Annotated in this window: 15 protein-coding genes; 4 read left to right on the forward strand and 11 right to left on the reverse strand. The window is 70.0% G+C overall.

Translation table 11 applies throughout. From position 1 onward, the window contains the following. Positions 1–14 precede the first annotated feature (14 nt). Positions 15–803 (forward strand): SDR family NAD(P)-dependent oxidoreductase, encoded by a 789-nt coding sequence (locus ACFVT5_RS08260; protein WP_389882763.1) that lies wholly within the window; start codon positions 15–17, stop codon positions 801–803. A 67-nt stretch (positions 804–870) separates the two neighbouring features. Here ACFVT5_RS08260 and ACFVT5_RS08265 read toward each other — a convergent pair whose 3' ends face one another. Genes ACFVT5_RS08265 through ACFVT5_RS08285 form a run of 5 tightly spaced genes read right to left on the reverse strand, consistent with a single transcriptional unit; the run spans position 871 to position 5,398 of the window. Continuing rightward, positions 871–1,626 carry an SDR family NAD(P)-dependent oxidoreductase gene (locus ACFVT5_RS08265; RefSeq protein ID WP_389882765.1) on the reverse strand — a complete coding sequence of 252 codons (756 nt, stop codon included), beginning with the start codon at positions 1,624–1,626 and terminating at the stop codon, positions 871–873. Continuing rightward, positions 1,623–1,964, reverse strand: a complete 342-nt coding sequence (locus tag ACFVT5_RS08270) for a hypothetical protein (protein ID WP_389882767.1) — start codon at positions 1,962–1,964, stop codon at positions 1,623–1,625. The genes ACFVT5_RS08265 and ACFVT5_RS08270 overlap by 4 nt, the downstream gene beginning before the upstream one ends. Beyond that, positions 1,961–3,286, reverse strand: a complete 1,326-nt coding sequence (locus ACFVT5_RS08275; protein ID WP_389882769.1) for an SRPBCC family protein — start codon at positions 3,284–3,286, stop codon at positions 1,961–1,963. Before ACFVT5_RS08275 ends, ACFVT5_RS08270 begins: the two co-directional genes overlap by 4 nt. 58 nt (positions 3,287–3,344) lie before the next feature. Further along, positions 3,345–4,568 carry a CaiB/BaiF CoA transferase family protein gene (locus ACFVT5_RS08280; protein ID WP_389882772.1) on the reverse strand — a complete coding sequence of 408 codons (1,224 nt, stop codon included), beginning with the start codon at positions 4,566–4,568 and terminating at the stop codon, positions 3,345–3,347. Then, positions 4,541–5,398: an enoyl-CoA hydratase/isomerase family protein gene (locus ACFVT5_RS08285; protein ID WP_389882775.1), complete on the reverse strand. Its 858-nt coding sequence runs from the start codon at positions 5,396–5,398 to the stop codon at positions 4,541–4,543. Before ACFVT5_RS08285 ends, ACFVT5_RS08280 begins: the two co-directional genes overlap by 28 nt. 143 nt (positions 5,399–5,541) lie before the next feature. On the opposite strand from ACFVT5_RS08285, the gene ACFVT5_RS08290 reads away from it, so the two are divergent. Together ACFVT5_RS08290 and ACFVT5_RS08295 are read left to right on the forward strand one after the other, a co-directional pair. Beyond that, complete coding sequence (locus ACFVT5_RS08290; RefSeq protein WP_389882778.1) at positions 5,542–6,519, forward strand: TIGR03621 family F420-dependent LLM class oxidoreductase; 978 nt, start codon at positions 5,542–5,544, stop codon at positions 6,517–6,519. 99 nt (positions 6,520–6,618) lie between these two features. Next, entirely contained in the window at positions 6,619–7,485 is an 867-nt protein-coding gene (locus ACFVT5_RS08295; protein WP_389882781.1) for an LLM class flavin-dependent oxidoreductase, read from the forward strand. Between the two features lie 100 nt (positions 7,486–7,585). Here the strand turns inward: ACFVT5_RS08295 and ACFVT5_RS08300 are convergent, their stop codons facing one another. From ACFVT5_RS08300 to ACFVT5_RS08310, 3 genes are read right to left on the reverse strand one after another with little or no spacing between them, the layout of a single operon-like run. Next, positions 7,586–8,605, reverse strand: coding sequence for an aldo/keto reductase (locus ACFVT5_RS08300; RefSeq protein ID WP_389882784.1), 1,020 nt, complete (start codon positions 8,603–8,605; stop codon positions 7,586–7,588). A gap of 53 nt (positions 8,606–8,658) precedes the next feature. Next, positions 8,659–10,071, reverse strand: coding sequence for an acyl-CoA reductase (locus ACFVT5_RS08305; RefSeq protein ID WP_389882787.1), 1,413 nt, complete (start codon positions 10,069–10,071; stop codon positions 8,659–8,661). 38 nt (positions 10,072–10,109) lie between these two features. Further along, complete coding sequence (locus ACFVT5_RS08310; protein ID WP_389882789.1) at positions 10,110–11,405, reverse strand: hypothetical protein; 1,296 nt, start codon at positions 11,403–11,405, stop codon at positions 10,110–10,112. Positions 11,406–11,508: 103 nt separating this feature from the next. Between ACFVT5_RS08310 and ACFVT5_RS08315 the strand changes: the two genes are divergently transcribed. Continuing rightward, positions 11,509–12,177: a TetR/AcrR family transcriptional regulator gene (locus ACFVT5_RS08315; protein WP_389882792.1), complete on the forward strand. Its 669-nt coding sequence runs from the start codon at positions 11,509–11,511 to the stop codon at positions 12,175–12,177. Positions 12,178–12,240: 63 nt separating this feature from the next. Here ACFVT5_RS08315 and ACFVT5_RS08320 read toward each other — a convergent pair whose 3' ends face one another. The 3 genes from ACFVT5_RS08320 to ACFVT5_RS08330 all read right to left on the reverse strand — a co-directional run bounded on the left by ACFVT5_RS08320 (position 12,241) and on the right by ACFVT5_RS08330 (position 15,384). Then, positions 12,241–13,002 (reverse strand): SDR family NAD(P)-dependent oxidoreductase, encoded by a 762-nt coding sequence (locus ACFVT5_RS08320; protein ID WP_389882795.1) that lies wholly within the window; start codon positions 13,000–13,002, stop codon positions 12,241–12,243. Positions 13,003–13,066: 64 nt separating this feature from the next. Further along, positions 13,067–14,086: a phosphotransferase family protein gene (locus ACFVT5_RS08325; protein WP_389882798.1), complete on the reverse strand. Its 1,020-nt coding sequence runs from the start codon at positions 14,084–14,086 to the stop codon at positions 13,067–13,069. Beyond that, positions 14,083–15,384: an acyl-CoA dehydrogenase family protein gene (locus ACFVT5_RS08330; protein WP_389882800.1), complete on the reverse strand. Its 1,302-nt coding sequence runs from the start codon at positions 15,382–15,384 to the stop codon at positions 14,083–14,085. The genes ACFVT5_RS08325 and ACFVT5_RS08330 overlap by 4 nt, the downstream gene beginning before the upstream one ends. Positions 15,385–15,406 lie beyond the last annotated feature (22 nt).

Raw genomic sequence — 15,406 nt, forward strand, 5'->3', positions numbered from 1 at the left:
GGAGTGGTACCCCGATGAGTTCGATGAGTGAGTCCCTGGACGCGTCCGGCCGTGCGCCACGGCTCGCGGGCAAGGTCGCGGTGGTCACCGGCGCCGGCTCGGGCATAGGACGCGCGACCGCCCGGCTCTTCGCCGAGGAGGGCGCCCAGGTCGTCTGCGCGGACCTGAGCGGCAAGGAGAAGGAGGCGGCGGCGTCGATCGGCGCCGCCGCCGTCCCTGTCCATGCCGACGTCTCCAGTGCCGAGGACGTGTCCCACATGATCGACACGGCTGTACGGGAGTTCGGCCGACTCGACGTGCTCTTCAGCAACGCGGGCTTCGGCGGTCCCCACCAGTCACTGGTCGACACCAGCGAGGAGTCCTTCGACCGGCTCGTCGCGGTGAACCTCAAGGGAGTCTTCCTCGGCCTCAAGTACGCCATCCCCGCGATGCTCCGGACCGGCGGCGGCTCGGTCATCAACACCGCGTCGGCGGCCGGTCTCGTCGGCTGGAAGGGCCTGGCCGCGTACTCGGCGGCCAAGGGCGGTGTCGTGCAGCTCACCAAGTCGGCGGCGCTCGACTACGCCACGGCAGGGATCCGGGTCAACGCCATCTGCCCCGGGATGACCTGGACGGGCCTGGCGGGTTCCCAGGACATCGACTCCGAGCCCCCTGCGGGCTCCGGCGACAGGCTGCCGATGCCGATGAAGCGGTTCGGCCTGCCGCGCGAACTGGCAGCCGCCGTACTGTTCTTCGCGAGCGACGAGTCGTCCTTCGTCACCGGAACGGCCCTCCCCGTCGACGGCGGCTACGTGGCCCGCTGACACCGTACGAAGAGGGCCGGGCCCGAGCCGATCGACGGCTCGGGCCCGGCCCTTCGTACGGCCTCCGTCAGGTGTTGCGTCCGCCGTTGACGCCGATCACCTGCCCGGTGACATAGCCGGCCTCCTCGGACATGAGGTACGAGCAGGCCGCCGCGATGTCCGCCGGCCGTCCCGCGCGCCGTACCGGTGACAGCCGGGCGTGTTCGTCCACCGAACCGCCGAGCAGTCCGCGCCGCTCCGAGCCGCGCAACATCGGGGTGTCCACGAAGCCGGGCGGGATGGTGTTCACCGTGATGCCCCGCGGGCCGAGTTCGAGCGCGAGGGACTTGGTGAGGCCGACCAGACCCGACTTCGCCGCGACGTAGTGCGCCATGTACGGCTGCCCGGAGTGTGTGCTGGACGAGGAGATGTTGACGATCCGCCCCCACCCGGCGTCGACCATGTCGGGCACGGCCGCCTGGCAGCAGTAGAACGGGCCGCTGAGATTCACGGCGAGCTGCCGGTCCCAGTGCTCGTCGGTGATCCTCAGGAACTCCTTGAACCCGGTGACGCCCGCGTTGTTCACGAGCCCAAGCACGGGGCCCAGCTCCGTACGCACGCGCCGCACCGCGGCGTCGACCTGTGCGCGGTCGGACACATCGACGCCGCCGACCGCGATCGCCTCGTACCCCTTGTCGTCGCACTCCCCGGCCACCCGCTCGGCCGCCTCCGTGTCCAGGTCGAGGACGGCGGTCGCGAAACCGTCCTCCGCCAGACGCAGGGCGATGGCCCGTCCGATGCCCGATCCGCCGCCCGTGACGAGCGCGGCGCGCCGCCGGCTCACACGACCGGTTCGACGACGGTGTCGAAGAACGCGGCGCCGGAGTCGGGGATGCGGGGCTGCTTGAACACATTGACCGGGTACGACACCAGGACCATCGCGTACATGAGGTGCAGCAGACGGGTGGCGTCCTCGGGCAGGTCGTTCAGCTCAAGGCGGTCGAGGTAGGCGATGGCGTCCTCGGCCAGCGGGGCGATGGTGTCGTAGAACTCCATCAGCTCCTCGATGGTCTTCGACAGCCGCATGTCGTACCGCTGTTGGCGGGTGGGCAGCGCCCAGTCGCGGACGTACGGCTCCAGGGCGCGGAAGGGCTCGGGCAGCAGGGCGACGGAAGTCGTCATCGCCGCTCCTCCTTGCTGTCGGCGTGGGCCGCGCCGGTGCCGGCCGGCCGGTGGGCGGCCACCGCGTCGCGGATGACCTTGTGGAAGTTGCGGATGAGCAGTTCCTGGTCGGAGAGGTGGAACTGTTCGTTGGCGCGGGTGGCCAGCGCGGAGTACGTCGCCTCGACGGTGTTGGAGTCCTGCATCGCGAACTCGACGGTGCTGTCGGCCACCAGTTCCTGCGCGAGGCGCTGCTGGGCGTTCGCCGGCTCCGGGAAGTAGATGTCCAGCTCATAGCTGTGCGAGTCGACGGACTCCGGCCAGTACTGGTAGGTGATGTAGAAGTTGCGCGCCCACAGTTGGACGGAGAAGTTGGGGAACAGCCAGAACGAGTCGTTGCCCCAGGAGCGGATGTCCCCCTTGTTCAGCGCCTCGGGCAGCGGGCCCAGGTCGGGCACGTCGTCGGGTCCGAACAGGCCGGCGCGGAAGAGCCGGTACACCCACTTCTGGTCGCGGCGCGCGGGCCCGAGCTGACCTGGTTCGCGGGGCGGCAGCGGGCTCGGACCCGGTACCGAGGTCAGCATGTGCGGGTCGAAGATGTCGTAGTGGTAGGCGTCGACGGGCGGTACCAGCTTCTCCGCCTTGGCCACGTCCGGATCGATGAACCGCCCGTGCACGTACGGCGGGTGGTACCACTCCAGGACGGCGTCGATCGACAGCTTCCAGTTGCCCTTGATACGGGTCCGGTAGCCGAAGCGCTGGGTCATCCTGTCGAACGGATAGCTCTCCAGCTCCAGCATGCGTTCGCCGAGGAAGCTGCGCAGCGGTTCGGCGTCCTTGCCGAAGTTGACGAAGATGAATCCGGCCCACATGTCGCAGTGGACGGGCGGCATCCGCAGGCTGTCCTTGTCCAGGCCGAAGAACTGGTCCTCGTTGGTGACATGGCTGACCTTGCCGTCGAGGCCGTAGCGCCAGCCGTGGTACTTGCAGGTGAAGGCCCGGCAGGTGCCCTTGCTCTCCTCCTGCGGGTGCTCCTGCCAGACGAGTTTGTTCCCCCGGTGGGCACAGACGTTGTGGAAGGCGTTCACGGTGTCGTCCGTGGAGCGCACCACGACGATCGAGCCGAGGCCCGGCAGCTCCCGGGTGAAGTAGCTGCCCTTCTTGGGCAGTTGCTCGATCCGGCCCACCTTGAGCCAGGACCGCCGGAACACGGCGTCCCGCTCGGCCTCGAAGAACTCCTGGGAGACCGAGTCCTCGTAGTCCACGGGGGCCGTGCCCAGATACGGGTACTGGGTGGTGAACTTCCCCTTCCCCGTGGCCAGCCGTTCCTGAATACCCGGCATACTCATGCCCTTCTCTCATAGGTGCAACGTCGTGATGGGATGCGGAGAACGGCTCTTCCTAGATGATCCCGGCCGCGCGCAGCCCCGCGATCTCCTCGGGGGTGCGGTCCAGGACCTCCCTGAGCACCTCCTCCGTGTCGGCGCCGAGTTCGGGTCCGAGCCAGCGGATCTCACCCGGGGTCTCGGAGAGCGAGGGCAGGACGCCGGGTACGGCCAGCGGGCCGATCCGTGAGTCGTGCAGCGCGATGTTCCCGCGGTGCGCGTACTGGGGGTCATCGAAGATGTCGGCGATCGAGTTGAGCGGTCCCGCCGGGACCTCGGCCGCCCCGCACCGGTCCAGGACGTCGCGCCGGGAGAGCGACCCCACCCAAGCGGCGACGAGCGCGTTCACCTCGTCCCGCGCGGCGAGCCTGGCCCCCTTGGGACCGAAGCGCTCCTGGTCGGCGAGTTCCGGGCGGCCCATGGCGCGGGCGAGCCGGGCGAACATGTCGTCGCTGGAGCACGCGATGGCGATCCAGTGACCGTCCTCGGTCCGGTAGTGGCTGTGCGGGACCACGTTCACCGTGTCGGTGCCCATGCGCTCCCGGACGAACCCGAACGTCTGGTAGGCGGGGGCGAGTTCGTCCAGGAGGCGGAACATCGTCTCGTACAGGGCCAGCTCCACGCACTGGCCCCGGCCGGTGGCGTCGCGGGTGCGCAGGGCCATCAGTACGCCGATGACCCCGTACAGCCCGGTCGTGTAGTCGGCCAGGGCGGTGGAGCCCGGGGTGACCGGCGGGCCGTCGGGCTCGCCGGCCAGATAGGCGAGACCGGAGAAGGCGTGGGCGACCCGGGCGAAGCCGGGCAGATCGCGCATCGGGCCGGACTGTCCGTAGGCGGAGACCCGGAGCAGGACCGCTCGGGGGTTCAGCTCCTGGATCGCGGTCCAGCCGAGGCCCCACCGCTCCATCACACCGGGGCGGAAGTTCTCCACGACCACATCGGCGGCGGCGATGAGTTCCTTGAGGAGTCCGATGCCCTGGGGGGTGCCGAGATCGAGTGTCACCGAGCGCTTGTTGCGGCTCTCACTGAGCCACACCAGCGTGTCGCCGCACTCCGTGTCGGTGCCGAAGCGGCGCAGGCTGTCCCCGGTCCCCGGCCGCTCGACCTTGATCACGTCGGCGCCGAACTCGCCCAGGACGGTGGCGCAGAACGGCCCGGCGATGAACGTACCGAGGTCCAGCACGCGGATGCCTTCGAGCGCGTGCACCGGCCTCAGCCCGACCAGGGCTGGTCGTCCCACGGGCGGTCCAGGGGCTCCATCTCGCCGCCGAAGGGGAAGAACGCGCGCTGGGCGTAGGTCTCGCGGGCGAGGCCGTGGCCGAGTTCGTTCAGGAAGACCCGCTTGAGGTCCTGCGTGAACAGTTGGCGGGTGTACCGCAGTACGAGCGGTGGCCGCTTCGCCAGCTCACGCGCCAACTCCCAGGCACGGTCGAGAAGGTGTTCCTTGGGGAGCACCTCGGCGACAGCGCCCCAGTCCAACGCCTCCTGGGCGCTGAGCTTCTTGCCGGTCAGCAGCAGATACCGGCCGCGGTTGTGGCCGACGAGGAAGTTCCAGATGACGTGCTGGCCGTCGCCGGGCACCTGGCCGCGTGGGAAGTGCGACACATCCTGGAACCAGGCGTCGTCGGACGCGAGGACGATGTCCCCCATCAGCGGGACCTCGGAGTGGATGTTGCACGGGCCGTTGACCGCGCTGATCATCGGGACGTCCACATCGAGCACGTTGAAGATCAGATTGCGGGAGTACCACGCCTTCTCGTCCAGCTTGTGGAGCCCGCGCTCGCCTTTCATCAGCCGGTACTCGGGCCGCTCGGGATGCTCGCCGTTCGGCAGCCGGCCCCAGTCGGCGTTGTAGTTCTCGCCGGTGCCGGTGTGGATGAGAACCTTGATCTCACGGTCGCCCGCGATGTCGGCGAAGACGTCGGCCATGTCGTCGTGCGCCTGCCAGTCCCACACCAGGCTCTTGCCGTTGGTGTGGCACTGCATGAACAGGATGCCCTCCTCGCTCAGCTCGAAGCGGTAGTTGGCATACCGGTTCTCGTACTCGGCGAACCTCGTCCTCTTGGCCACCCTCGTGTCCCTTCGGTGTCCGGTCTGTGGTGTCCGGCGCTGTCCCGGTCCTTGTAGAAGAATGCCCTCTCTCCATTAGGAGAACCATATATCCGTCAGTCAAGACCTAGGTTGTCGATTATCGCGCATGTTATTTTCATCGGATGCAGACGAGGACCGTACGACCCTTCCGCTTCGCCGTGCAGGCGACCAGGGCGACCTCGGCCGCCGAATGGCGTGACCTGGCGCGAAGGGTGGAGGGCCTGGGCTACTCCACCCTGTTCACGGCCGATCACTACCTGGGACCCGGACCCGCGAGCCGTGCGGCGGGCCAGCCCCCGCAGCACCTCGCGCCGATCGCGGCGATGGCGACCGCCGCCGCGGTCACCGAGCGGCTCCGCGTCGGCTGCCGGGTCTTCTGCGTCGACTACCACGTGCCCGCCGTCCTCGCGAAGGAGGCGGCGACACTCGACCTGCTCTCGGACGGCCGGCTGGAATTCGGCGTCGGAGGCGGCTGGAGTGCGCCCGAGTACCGGGCGATGGGCCTGGAGTTCGCGCCGGCGCCCCAGCGGATCACCAAACTCGCCGAGGTGGTCGCCCTCGTGAAGGCCCATGGAGCGGGCCACGAACTGGCCGAGAAGGGCGAGTTCGTCCAGGTGTCGGGCTACTCGGGACTGCCGCTCCCGGCGCAGCGCCCGCACCCGCCCATCATGATCGGTGGCGGACGCAGAAGGGTGCTGTCGCTCGCCGCCCGCGAGGCCGACATCGTCAGCATCTCCAACGTGCCGTTCCAACCCGTGAACGCGGACGGCCTGACACCGCGCGAAGAGGCCCGCCGCAGACTGGGCTACGTCCAGGAAGCGGCGGGCGACCGCCTCGGCACCCTCGACATCGAGAGTTCCCCGTACTTCACGGAGATCACCGGCGACCCCCGGGCCGCCGTCGCCCGGATCGCCCAGCGGATGCGCGTACCGGCCGACGGTCTCCTCGACCACCCGAATGTGCTCATGGGCGATGTCGACGGCATCGTGGAGCGTCTGGAGGAGCGCCGCGAGACACTGGGCGTGAACTATGTCAGCGTCCAGCAGGCACAGGTCGACGCCTTCGCACCGATCGTGGACCGACTGAGTGGCCGCTCCTGATCCGTCCAGGGGCCGGGCCGCGCAGGTCAGGCCGCCGCGCCCATCGGCGGGCCGCCAATTTCGGTTGCCGGTCCCGGTGCCGTACGCCACCATGCGGGCATGCGCTTCTCGGTCAACATTCCGAACTTCGGTGACTTCGCCGACCCCAGGACCGTGGCGAAGGTGGCCGTGGCGGCGGAACAGGCAGGGTGGGACGGGCTGTTCGTCTGGGATCACGTGCTGCACCGCACCCACGCGGGCAGGCCCTTCGGGGATCCCTGGATGCTGTTGACCGCCGCCGCGCTGGCGACCTCCCGGATCAGGCTGGGCACGCTGGTCACCCCGGTCGCCCGGCGGCGCCCGGAGCAACTCGCCCGCCAAGTAGCCACGTTGGACGCCGTGAGCGGCGGCCGGGTCACCTTCGCCACGGGTCTTGGCGGACCCGTCGAGGACGAGTACGCGAGTTTCGGTGACACCGCCGACCCGAAGGTCCTGGCCGAGCGGCTGGACGAGGGCCTGGGCCTGTTGGAGCGCTACTGGTCGGGCGAGCCGGTGAACCACAGCGGGCGGCACTACCAGGCGTCGGACGTGACTTTGCTGCCCGCCACCGCGCAGCGCCCCCGGCCGCCGGTCTGGGTCGCCGGCTTCTGGCCCCACCGCCCGCCCATGCGCCGGGCCGCCCGCTGGGACGGCGCGGTCCCGTTGTTCACCGACGCCAGGCACGGCCATGTGCCGCCCGTCGATCAGGTCCGCGACCTGGTCGCCTACGTCCGTGAGCAGCGCGATGACCGGTCCGGCACACCCTTCGAGATCGTCCTCGGCGGTGCCACTCCGGGCGGTGACGCCGCCGCGACCCGCGATCTGATCGGCCCGTTGGCCGATGCGGGGGCCACCTGGTGGGACGAGCGACAGATCCAGACCGGCCAAGCGCTCGACCGGCTCACCCCGGTGCTGCGCCGCGTCGAGCAGGGCCCGCCGGTCCTGTAACGGCCCCTGGTTCCCGATACATTCAGAGGCTGACCGGCCTCGCCGCGGGTTCCCGCGCTCCCCCTGCGGCCGGGGTGAACGGCAGGCCCCGCCGACCGGCTCAGCCGAGCGGTTCCCCGCCCAGGGCGCCTCCCGAGATCGCCGCGCGCCGCTCGTTCAGGAACTCGTGCGGGTAGCCCGGTCTGACCCGTGCGGCGGCGTCGAGCCGTTCGAGCTGTGCGCCGTCCAGCCGTACGTCCCGGGCGCCGAGGTTGTCGCGGATCTGCGTGACGGTACGCGCGCCCAGCACCGGCACGATTCCCTGGCGCAGGACCCAGGCGAGGGCCACCCGCGCGGACGTGGTGCCGAGTTCGGCCGCCACGTCCGCGGCGACCGCCGCCGCCCGCTGTCCCGGCGGCGAGACGGTAGCGAGGGACGTACGGCGGCGCGTGTCCGGTGTGCCCGCGCCGCCCGCGTACTTCCCGGACAACAGTCCGGCCGCGAGCGGACTCCAGGCGGTCACCGCGAGCCCGAACTCCCGTGCCATGGGCAGGAGTTCACGCTCCGCCGACCGGGCCGCCAGCGAGTACTCGACCTGGAGGCCGCAGAAGGCGGTCCAGCCGCGCAGCTCGGCGATGGCCTGGGACCGTGCGACGACCCACGCGGGTGTGTTGCTGACACCCACGGCGAGCACCTTGCCGGTCCGCACGAGGTCGTCCAGGGCCCGCATCGTCTCCTCGGCCGGAGTGCACTCGTCCCAGGCGTGCACCCACAGCACGTCCACGTAGTCCGTGCCGAGGCGGCGCAGACTCGCCTCGACGCTGCGGCGCAGGCTCTTGCGGTGACTGCCCCCGGAGTTGGGATCGTCCTTGTCCGACGGCAGCGTGTACTTCGTACCGAGCACGACGGCGTCGCGTTCCGCCGCGACCAGACGCCCCACGATCGTCTCGCTCGCACCCGATGTATAGACGTTGGCGGTGTCGACAAAGGTGCCCCCGGCCTCGCGGAACGCGCCGTAGATCTCCCGGCAGGCCGACTCCTCCGCGCCGAATCCCCAGTCCGTGCCGAACGTCATCGTGCCGAGGCACATCTCGCCGACGCGAAGTCCGGAGCGGCCGAGTACCCGCACCCGCATGCTCATCCCGTCACCCCGTCCCCGCATCCATACGTTGCCCGATGAAACCCGACGTAGTGTCACGCATCGTCGTCCACCACCCAGTTCACGAAGCGGTGCAGCGGATACATGGCGTCGTGCGGGTTGCCGATGCTCCCGGTGAGGGCGCTGCCGAGCTTCACCACGCGCTGCACGCCGGCGGTGGCCAGACGGTCCCGTACCTCGGCCTTGCGGTGCGCCGGGTAGACACCCACGGTCTGGGTCGCCACCGTCGCGTACGCGGCGGCGTCGGTCATCGCGGTGACGGGTACGACGTTGACCGTCTTGTGCGTCGGGTGGAAGTCGACCGGCTCCGGCGACCGCACCACCAGACCGCGACCGTCGTAGGCACCCCAGACCCGGTAGTCCGGCGCGAGGAAGCGCACACCGTCGACGGCCTCGCGGATCTCGCCCGGGGGCTTCGGACCGGTCCCGGAGGCGAACTCCCGGTCCACACCGAGCCGTTCACAGAGCAGCGCGCAGAAGCGGTCGACCTGCTCGATGCCGCCCTCCACACAGATGTGGCGGGCCGCGACACAGGCGTCCTGGTTGAAGACGGTCGCGTCCGCCGCCGCCAGTTCCGCCGCCTCCGCAAGGCTCAGCTCGGACGCGAAGGCTTCCCTGCCGATGACCGACATCGAGACCTTCGGGTCGAACGCGATCAGCTGGAAACCGGGCCCGACGTACTTCGCGGCGTTCGCGATGGCGTCACCGCCGCCCCAGGCGACCAGCTTGTCGAAGTACTGGGAGCGGTACAGCACGCCCTCGACCGTCGCGTCACCGCCACGCCAGTACACGGCCGACATGGACCGCAGGACCGGATGGTCCGGGTCGACGTCGGCCATGGTGCGAAGCACCGCGACGGTCGTGAACGGGTCCGCCGACGGCATCTTGAAGACGTTCACCGCCTTCACCAGCGCGGCGTCCGCGATCGACGTCATGGCCGCGCTCGGCGAGTTCCCCGCCAGCATGTGCACCAGGCGGGGCGGAAACGCGCGGACCCGGCTGCGCCGACCGCCCGGGTCGGTGTGTTCGACCCACCCGTCGAGGACGTCGGCACCGCCGAAGGTCCGCTCGATCCGGTACTCCAGCGCCTCCCGGGTCAGAAACTGCCCTGGCCGCTTGTAGGTGTTCTCGATGATGCGGCGCGGCAGCGCGCTCACCCGCAGGGTCATCTCCAGCGACTCCTGGAGGTACGGGTTCTTCGCGAGCGTGAGCCGGCTCCCCGCCTCGACCAGGTAGTCGATGATGTCGGCGACCGGGACGTCGAAGGCCGGCCCCGGTTCGGTACGGGGTGCGAACAGTTCGTCGAGCCTGAGCTGTGGCGTCACGAACGGCACGCCGAAATCGCGGGAGAGGTACGCGGTGTCCTCGCCCGAGATCAGGCGCCCGCGGACGAAGTGGGGGACTCGGATCGTGGTGGCCGTCGAAGTGGCGGCGGTTGCGGGGCTCATCGCTCCTCCTCTTTCCATGGCGATGTCCTTGGCCGGTCTTATGACTCGATGAAGCCGCGCACATAGGCGTCGATCGTTCCGGCGCAGGTGATCTTGTCGCCGTCCGGCAGATCGGAGTAGCGGGTGATGTCGTCGAAGACGGTGGGCCCCGGCCGCCCGCAGGGGCAGGTGCCGAGGTCGGCGAGGATCCTGTCGCCGGAGATCGTGCCGCCCCACCGCCCGTCGATGGTCAGGTCGAAGAAGCCGGCGCGGCCCTCCACCTGGCCGTCCGAGACCGGCGCGAGCGTCTCGCCGTCCTTGTCGAGTACGAAGAGGACGACCTGCGGCGGCACGTGGTAGCGGCCTTCGCGGCACTTCGGGAGGCGCAGATTCAGGTCCTGCATCGAGTAGTAGTGCAGGAACCGGTCCGGCGTGATGTTCAGCAGGGTGAAGATCTGCGACCGGTGGTCGGGCGGCAGGGCCATGCCCTTGAGGCCGCCTCCGGTGTTCAGCGCGTTCTCGCCCGAGAGGTCGCCGGGCGAGGCGCCCAGCTCGCGCAGGATCTCGCACAGCCGGAACAGCAGCGGGAACATCGCGTGGAACAGCAGGCGTTCGTGGCGGCGTTCGAGGATGTGCTCCGCGAAGTGACGCAGACGCTTCTCGACCTCCTGCCCGCGCCGGGCGGCCTCGGCCTCGAACGCGGCGACCTCGTCGGGCCGCGCCGTCCCGTCGGCCATGGCCCGCCGTACGGCCGCGAGGCGCGCCATATAGGCGTGGTGGCCGCCGGTCGCCGTGCCGGGCGGCAGCGGGATGGCGTCGGGACGGCCGTAGTGGTCGATGATCAGGTCGCGCATGACACCGTGGGCGTGGACACCGGTGTCCGGGCCGATGGGCAGCACGTGCCACACCGGCTCGGGCGGCAGGCCCAGCGCGGTCAGGCAGTGCAGCATGTCCCGGGTCGAGGCGTCGCGGTCGTACGGCGACTTGTTGAGGAAGGACGCCTTGCCGCTCGTACCGCTCGAACTCGACACGAGATGCCCGGCGGCCTCCAGACGCTCGATCCAGCCGTCGACGTCCTCGACACCGGACACGTCGACACCGCTCACGCGATGTGTCGACAGCGAGTCGAGCCACCGGTTGAGCTGGGACCACCGCCCCTTCGCGACCAGCGACTCCGGATAGCTCTTGTACGTCGTGTGCGGGAACAGCAGCGGGACCATGTCCTGGCTCGCCCCGATCGCCGTGATGCCCTGCGCCTCGGCGCGCCGGGCGAGTACGGGAACCTGCCGACGCCGCTCCTGGAAGCGCGCGTCGAGTGATGCGAGGGTGTTCCGCTGATCCGTGATGGACGACATCTCGCCTCCGGTCAAGGTGGGAACGGGAACGCGATACTCGAATCCGAATAACTAGACTCGTGAGTATGGTTATTGCGTTCCGGAGTGTGGCAGGCTTTCGCAGATGACGCCACCCCCTCGACCGCACCCGGCTCCGCGCGACCCCCGGCCCCGGCGGGGCGGCCGGCCCACCCTGGAGCAGGCCGCGCGACTCGACGGGGACATCCGCGAGGCCGCTCTCCGGCTCTTCCTGGAGCAGGGGTACGAGAGCACGTCGATGGACGCGATCGCCGTGGCGGCGGGCACCACCAAGGCATCGCTGTACGCGCGCTTCCGGGGCAAGGAAGCCGTCTTCAGCTCGGTCCTTGAGTGGGCGGTACAGCGTCCTGACTGGCCCGTGCCGGAGCCGCCCGCGCCCGATCTCGATGACCTGGAAGGCGCGTTGACCGCCATTGCGACCACTGCCGTACGCCGGGCGCTGCATCCGTCGATGGTCCAGCTCGGGCGGATCGCGATCGCGCACGCGTCACGCTTTCCCGAGATCGCCCGGGGCACGTACGGGGCCGGGTTCTGGCCGCGGCGGCAGCTCCTGGTCGACCTGCTGAACCGGCACGCGGCCACGGGGGCGATCGTCGCGGACGACCCGGAGATGCTCGCCGAGCACTTCCTCGGCATGGTCTCGGGCGCACCGGCGCGCCTCGCCTCCTACGGCATCGTCCGCGACGCCGCCGACCAGGAACGCCACACCCGCACGGCGGTACGGCTGTTCCTGCGGAGCCTGCGCCCCGACTGAGCCGAGATGAGGGCGCCGAGGGTCGGCGGTCCGCTCGGCGCCGTCGCCGGGGCGCCGAGCGGGTCAGCGCAGGACGGTTCCGCCGTCGACGTTGATCACCTGGCCGTTGATCCAGGCCCCTTCGTCGGACAGGAGGAAGGCGACCATGCCGGCGACGTCGCCTTCCTGACCGTGGCGGGGGCTGCGGGTGCGCGCGAGCATGTTCCGCAGCATCTCGGGCGGTGCGCCTTCCTGGATCGCCGGGGTCAGGATCAGCCCTGGCGCGACGGCATTGGCGCGGATGCCCTCCCTGCCCCAGCGCGAGGCGACATGGCGGGCGAGGGCGTTGATGCCCGCCTTGGTCGCGGCGTAGGCGGGGCGTTGGGGTTCGCCCGTGAAGGAGGCGATGGAGGAGGTGTAGACGATCGCTCCGCCGCCGCGCGCCAGGAGTTCGGGCACGGTGTGGCGGGTGACGAGCATGTGGCCGCGCAGATTGACGGCGAGGGTGCGGTCCCACACCGCGAGATCGATGTCGACCACGTCGGTGTCGTGACGGACCGCGCCCATGTCACCGGCGTTGACGTGGACGGCGTCCACACCTCCGTAGGTCCGCACGGCGTACCCGACCAACTCCCGCACGGACGCGTCGTCGGAGATGTCGAACTCTGCCGCGACCGCCTGACCGCCGGTGTCCCGGACGGCCGCGGCCGTCCGTTCGGCCCCCGGAAGGTCCAGGTCACCGACCACGACCCGGGCGCCCGCCCGCGCCAGCCGGTGTGCCGATGCGGCGCCCAGTCCGGTGGCCGCGCCGGCGACCAGGACGACCTTGCCCTTCACACCCTCCACGTCGTCGCCCTTCCCCGAAGGGGTACGGGGTGCCGCCGCGCGTGAGCGGCACCCGGGCCGCCGCTCATCCCGCGTACCGTGTTGTCCCGGCCAACTCGGCGGCCGATCGCATGAGATCGAGCACCATCGGTCCGAACGCCCGTAGCCTCGGGTTGTCCCCGGCTCGCTGGAAGCCCTGTTCGAGCACGATGGCGAGTTTCCACTGCGCGAGGACGTCGTAGTAGTCCATGTCGTCCACCTGTCGGCCCGAGACCTCGGCGTAGTGCGCGATGAGTGCCGCGCGGGACGGCATGCCGGTCAGGTCGACGTAACTGGCGTCCGCCGCCTCGGGTTCACTGGTGTCCTCGGGCCAGCCCCGCAGCATCCAGGCGAGATCGAGCTTGGGGTCGCCGACGGTGCCCATCTCCCAGTCGACGATCGCGGCGAGCCGGGCCGGTGCTCCATGACGGAACATCACATTGGCGAACTGGTAGTCACCGTGCATCAGTCCGGGGACGTAGTCGAGCGGCCGGTGTGCGCGCAGCCATTCGGCGGCCACGTCGAAGCCCGGCAGCTCACGGCTCTTGACCCGGGCCAAGTAGCCGCTCCAGCGGTCGACTTGACGCTCATGGAAGCCGTCGGGACGACCGAGGTCGCCCAGTCCCTTCGCCCGCCAGTCCACCCGTGAGAGCAGGGCGATCCCTTCCGTCATCCGGAGTGCCAGCCCCGCCCGCGCGGACAGGTCCGTGTCGAACGGGGCGGGCCAGCCGCCCGGGTCCATCGGGGACCAGCCGTCGACGAAGCCCATCACATAGAAGGTCCGGCCGAGGACACCGGGATCGGTGCAGACGGCCAGCGCCTCGGTGTGTGGCACGTCGGTCCCGTTCAGTGCCTCGATGATCCGCCACTCCCGGAGGATGCCCTGGTCCCGCGCGGCCGGTGCGGTGGGCGGCGGGATCCGCAGGGCGCCATGGAGGTCACCGCGCCGGATCTCGTAGATCTCGTTCTGGGCGCCACCCGATACATGGCGGTGCTCGATCGGCTCTCCCTTCCCGGGGAGACCGGACTCGTCCAGCCAGTCGGCCAGCCGCTCGATGTCGATCACCGGCTCGCCCCTTCGTCGGGCAGGAACTCGGCGTACTTGGCGCGCGCCGCGGCGAGCCGCTTCGGGAGGTGCCCGCTCGGCCACAGGTCGTCGCTCGCGCGGTGGTCGCGCAGCACCTGCCGGGCGACGGTGACCTTGTGCACCTCGGTCGGCCCGTCGGCCAGACCGAGGACACTGGCTCCCAGAAGCATCCGGAACAGCGGCATCTCATTGCTGACGCCGAGCGCCCCATGGACCTGGATCGCCCGGTGGGCGATGTCGTGCAGCACGACGGGGAGTTGGGTCTTGATCATCGAGATGTCCTTGCGGACCTTGCGGTAGTCGTTGTGCTTGTCGATCGACCACGCCGTGTGCAGCACTGCCAGCCGGAACTGCGTCAACTGCGCGTATGAGTCGGCTATGTACCCCTGCACGAACTGCTTGTCGGCGAGGACCGTGCCCTGCGTCTCCCGGCTCAGAGCCCGCTCGCACATCATGTCGAACGCCTTGCCTGCCAGCCCGATCGTCCGCATGGCGTGGTGGATCCGTCCGCCGCCGAGCCGGGTCTGAGCGATCGCGAACGCCTGACCCTCACCGCCCAGGACGGCGTCCGCCGGGACCCGTACATCCTCGTAGTGGACGAGTGCGTGCGAGCCCTCGGCCTGCGGCTCACCGGCGAGAGCGACATTGCGCACGATGTCGATGCCCGGTGTCTCCGCGGGCACCAGGAACATCGACATGCCCTTGTACGGGTCGGCGTCCGGGTCCGTGACCGCCATGACGATGAAGAAGGCCGCCGTCTTCGCGTTCGACGAGAAGTACTTCCAGCCGTTCACCACCCAGTCGTCGCCGTCCCGTACGGCCCGGGTCTCGAACATCTTCGGATCCGCGCCCGCCTGCGGCTCGGTCATCGAGTAGCAGGAGAAGATCTCCCCGTCGAGGAGCGGGCGCAGAAATCGGTCCTTCTGCTCCGGTGTGCCGTAGTGGGCGAGGATCTCCGCGTTGCCCGTGTCGGGTGCCTGGCAGCCGAAGACGATCGGCGCCCAGGAGGAGCGCCCGAGGATCTCGTTGAGCAGGCAGAGCTTGACCTGTCCGTGCCCCGCGCCGCCCAGCTCCGGGCCGAGGTGCGTCGCCCACAGTCCGTGCCGCCGTACCTCCTTCTTCAGCGGGTCGAGGACGCGGCGGAGGTTCTCGTCGGGTGGCGTGAACTGGAGGCCGTCCCAGAGGAGATCGAGCGGCTCGACCTCCTCCCGTACGAACGCGTCCGCCCAGTCGAGCTGTGCTTGGAATTCCGGCTCGGTCTCGAAGTCCCACGACATTGTGTCTCCTTCCGACAGGTGG

The organism is Streptomyces sp. NPDC058001 (assembly GCF_042886315.1).
Taxonomy (GTDB): domain Bacteria; phylum Actinomycetota; class Actinomycetes; order Streptomycetales; family Streptomycetaceae; genus Streptomyces.

Bases quoted from the DNA above. Each gene is read 5' to 3' on its own strand.
- ACFVT5_RS08310 (WP_389882789.1), bottom strand. From the start codon at position 11,405: ATGTCGTCCATCACGGATCAGCGGAACACCCTCGCATCACTCGACGCG.
- ACFVT5_RS08330 (WP_389882800.1), bottom strand. From the start codon at position 15,384: ATGTCGTGGGACTTCGAGACCGAGCCGGAATTCCAAGCACAGCTCGAC.
- ACFVT5_RS08305 (WP_389882787.1), bottom strand. From the start codon at position 10,071: ATGAGCCCCGCAACCGCCGCCACTTCGACGGCCACCACGATCCGAGTC.
- ACFVT5_RS08290 (WP_389882778.1), top strand. From the start codon at position 5,542: ATGCAGACGAGGACCGTACGACCCTTCCGCTTCGCCGTGCAGGCGACC.
- ACFVT5_RS08315 (WP_389882792.1), top strand. From the start codon at position 11,509: ATGACGCCACCCCCTCGACCGCACCCGGCTCCGCGCGACCCCCGGCCC.
- ACFVT5_RS08260 (WP_389882763.1), top strand. From the start codon at position 15: ATGAGTTCGATGAGTGAGTCCCTGGACGCGTCCGGCCGTGCGCCACGG.
- ACFVT5_RS08275 (WP_389882769.1), bottom strand. From the start codon at position 3,286: ATGCCGGGTATTCAGGAACGGCTGGCCACGGGGAAGGGGAAGTTCACC.
- ACFVT5_RS08295 (WP_389882781.1), top strand. From the start codon at position 6,619: ATGCGCTTCTCGGTCAACATTCCGAACTTCGGTGACTTCGCCGACCCC.
- ACFVT5_RS08300 (WP_389882784.1), bottom strand. From the start codon at position 8,605: ATGAGCATGCGGGTGCGGGTACTCGGCCGCTCCGGACTTCGCGTCGGC.
- ACFVT5_RS08270 (WP_389882767.1), bottom strand. From the start codon at position 1,964: ATGACGACTTCCGTCGCCCTGCTGCCCGAGCCCTTCCGCGCCCTGGAG.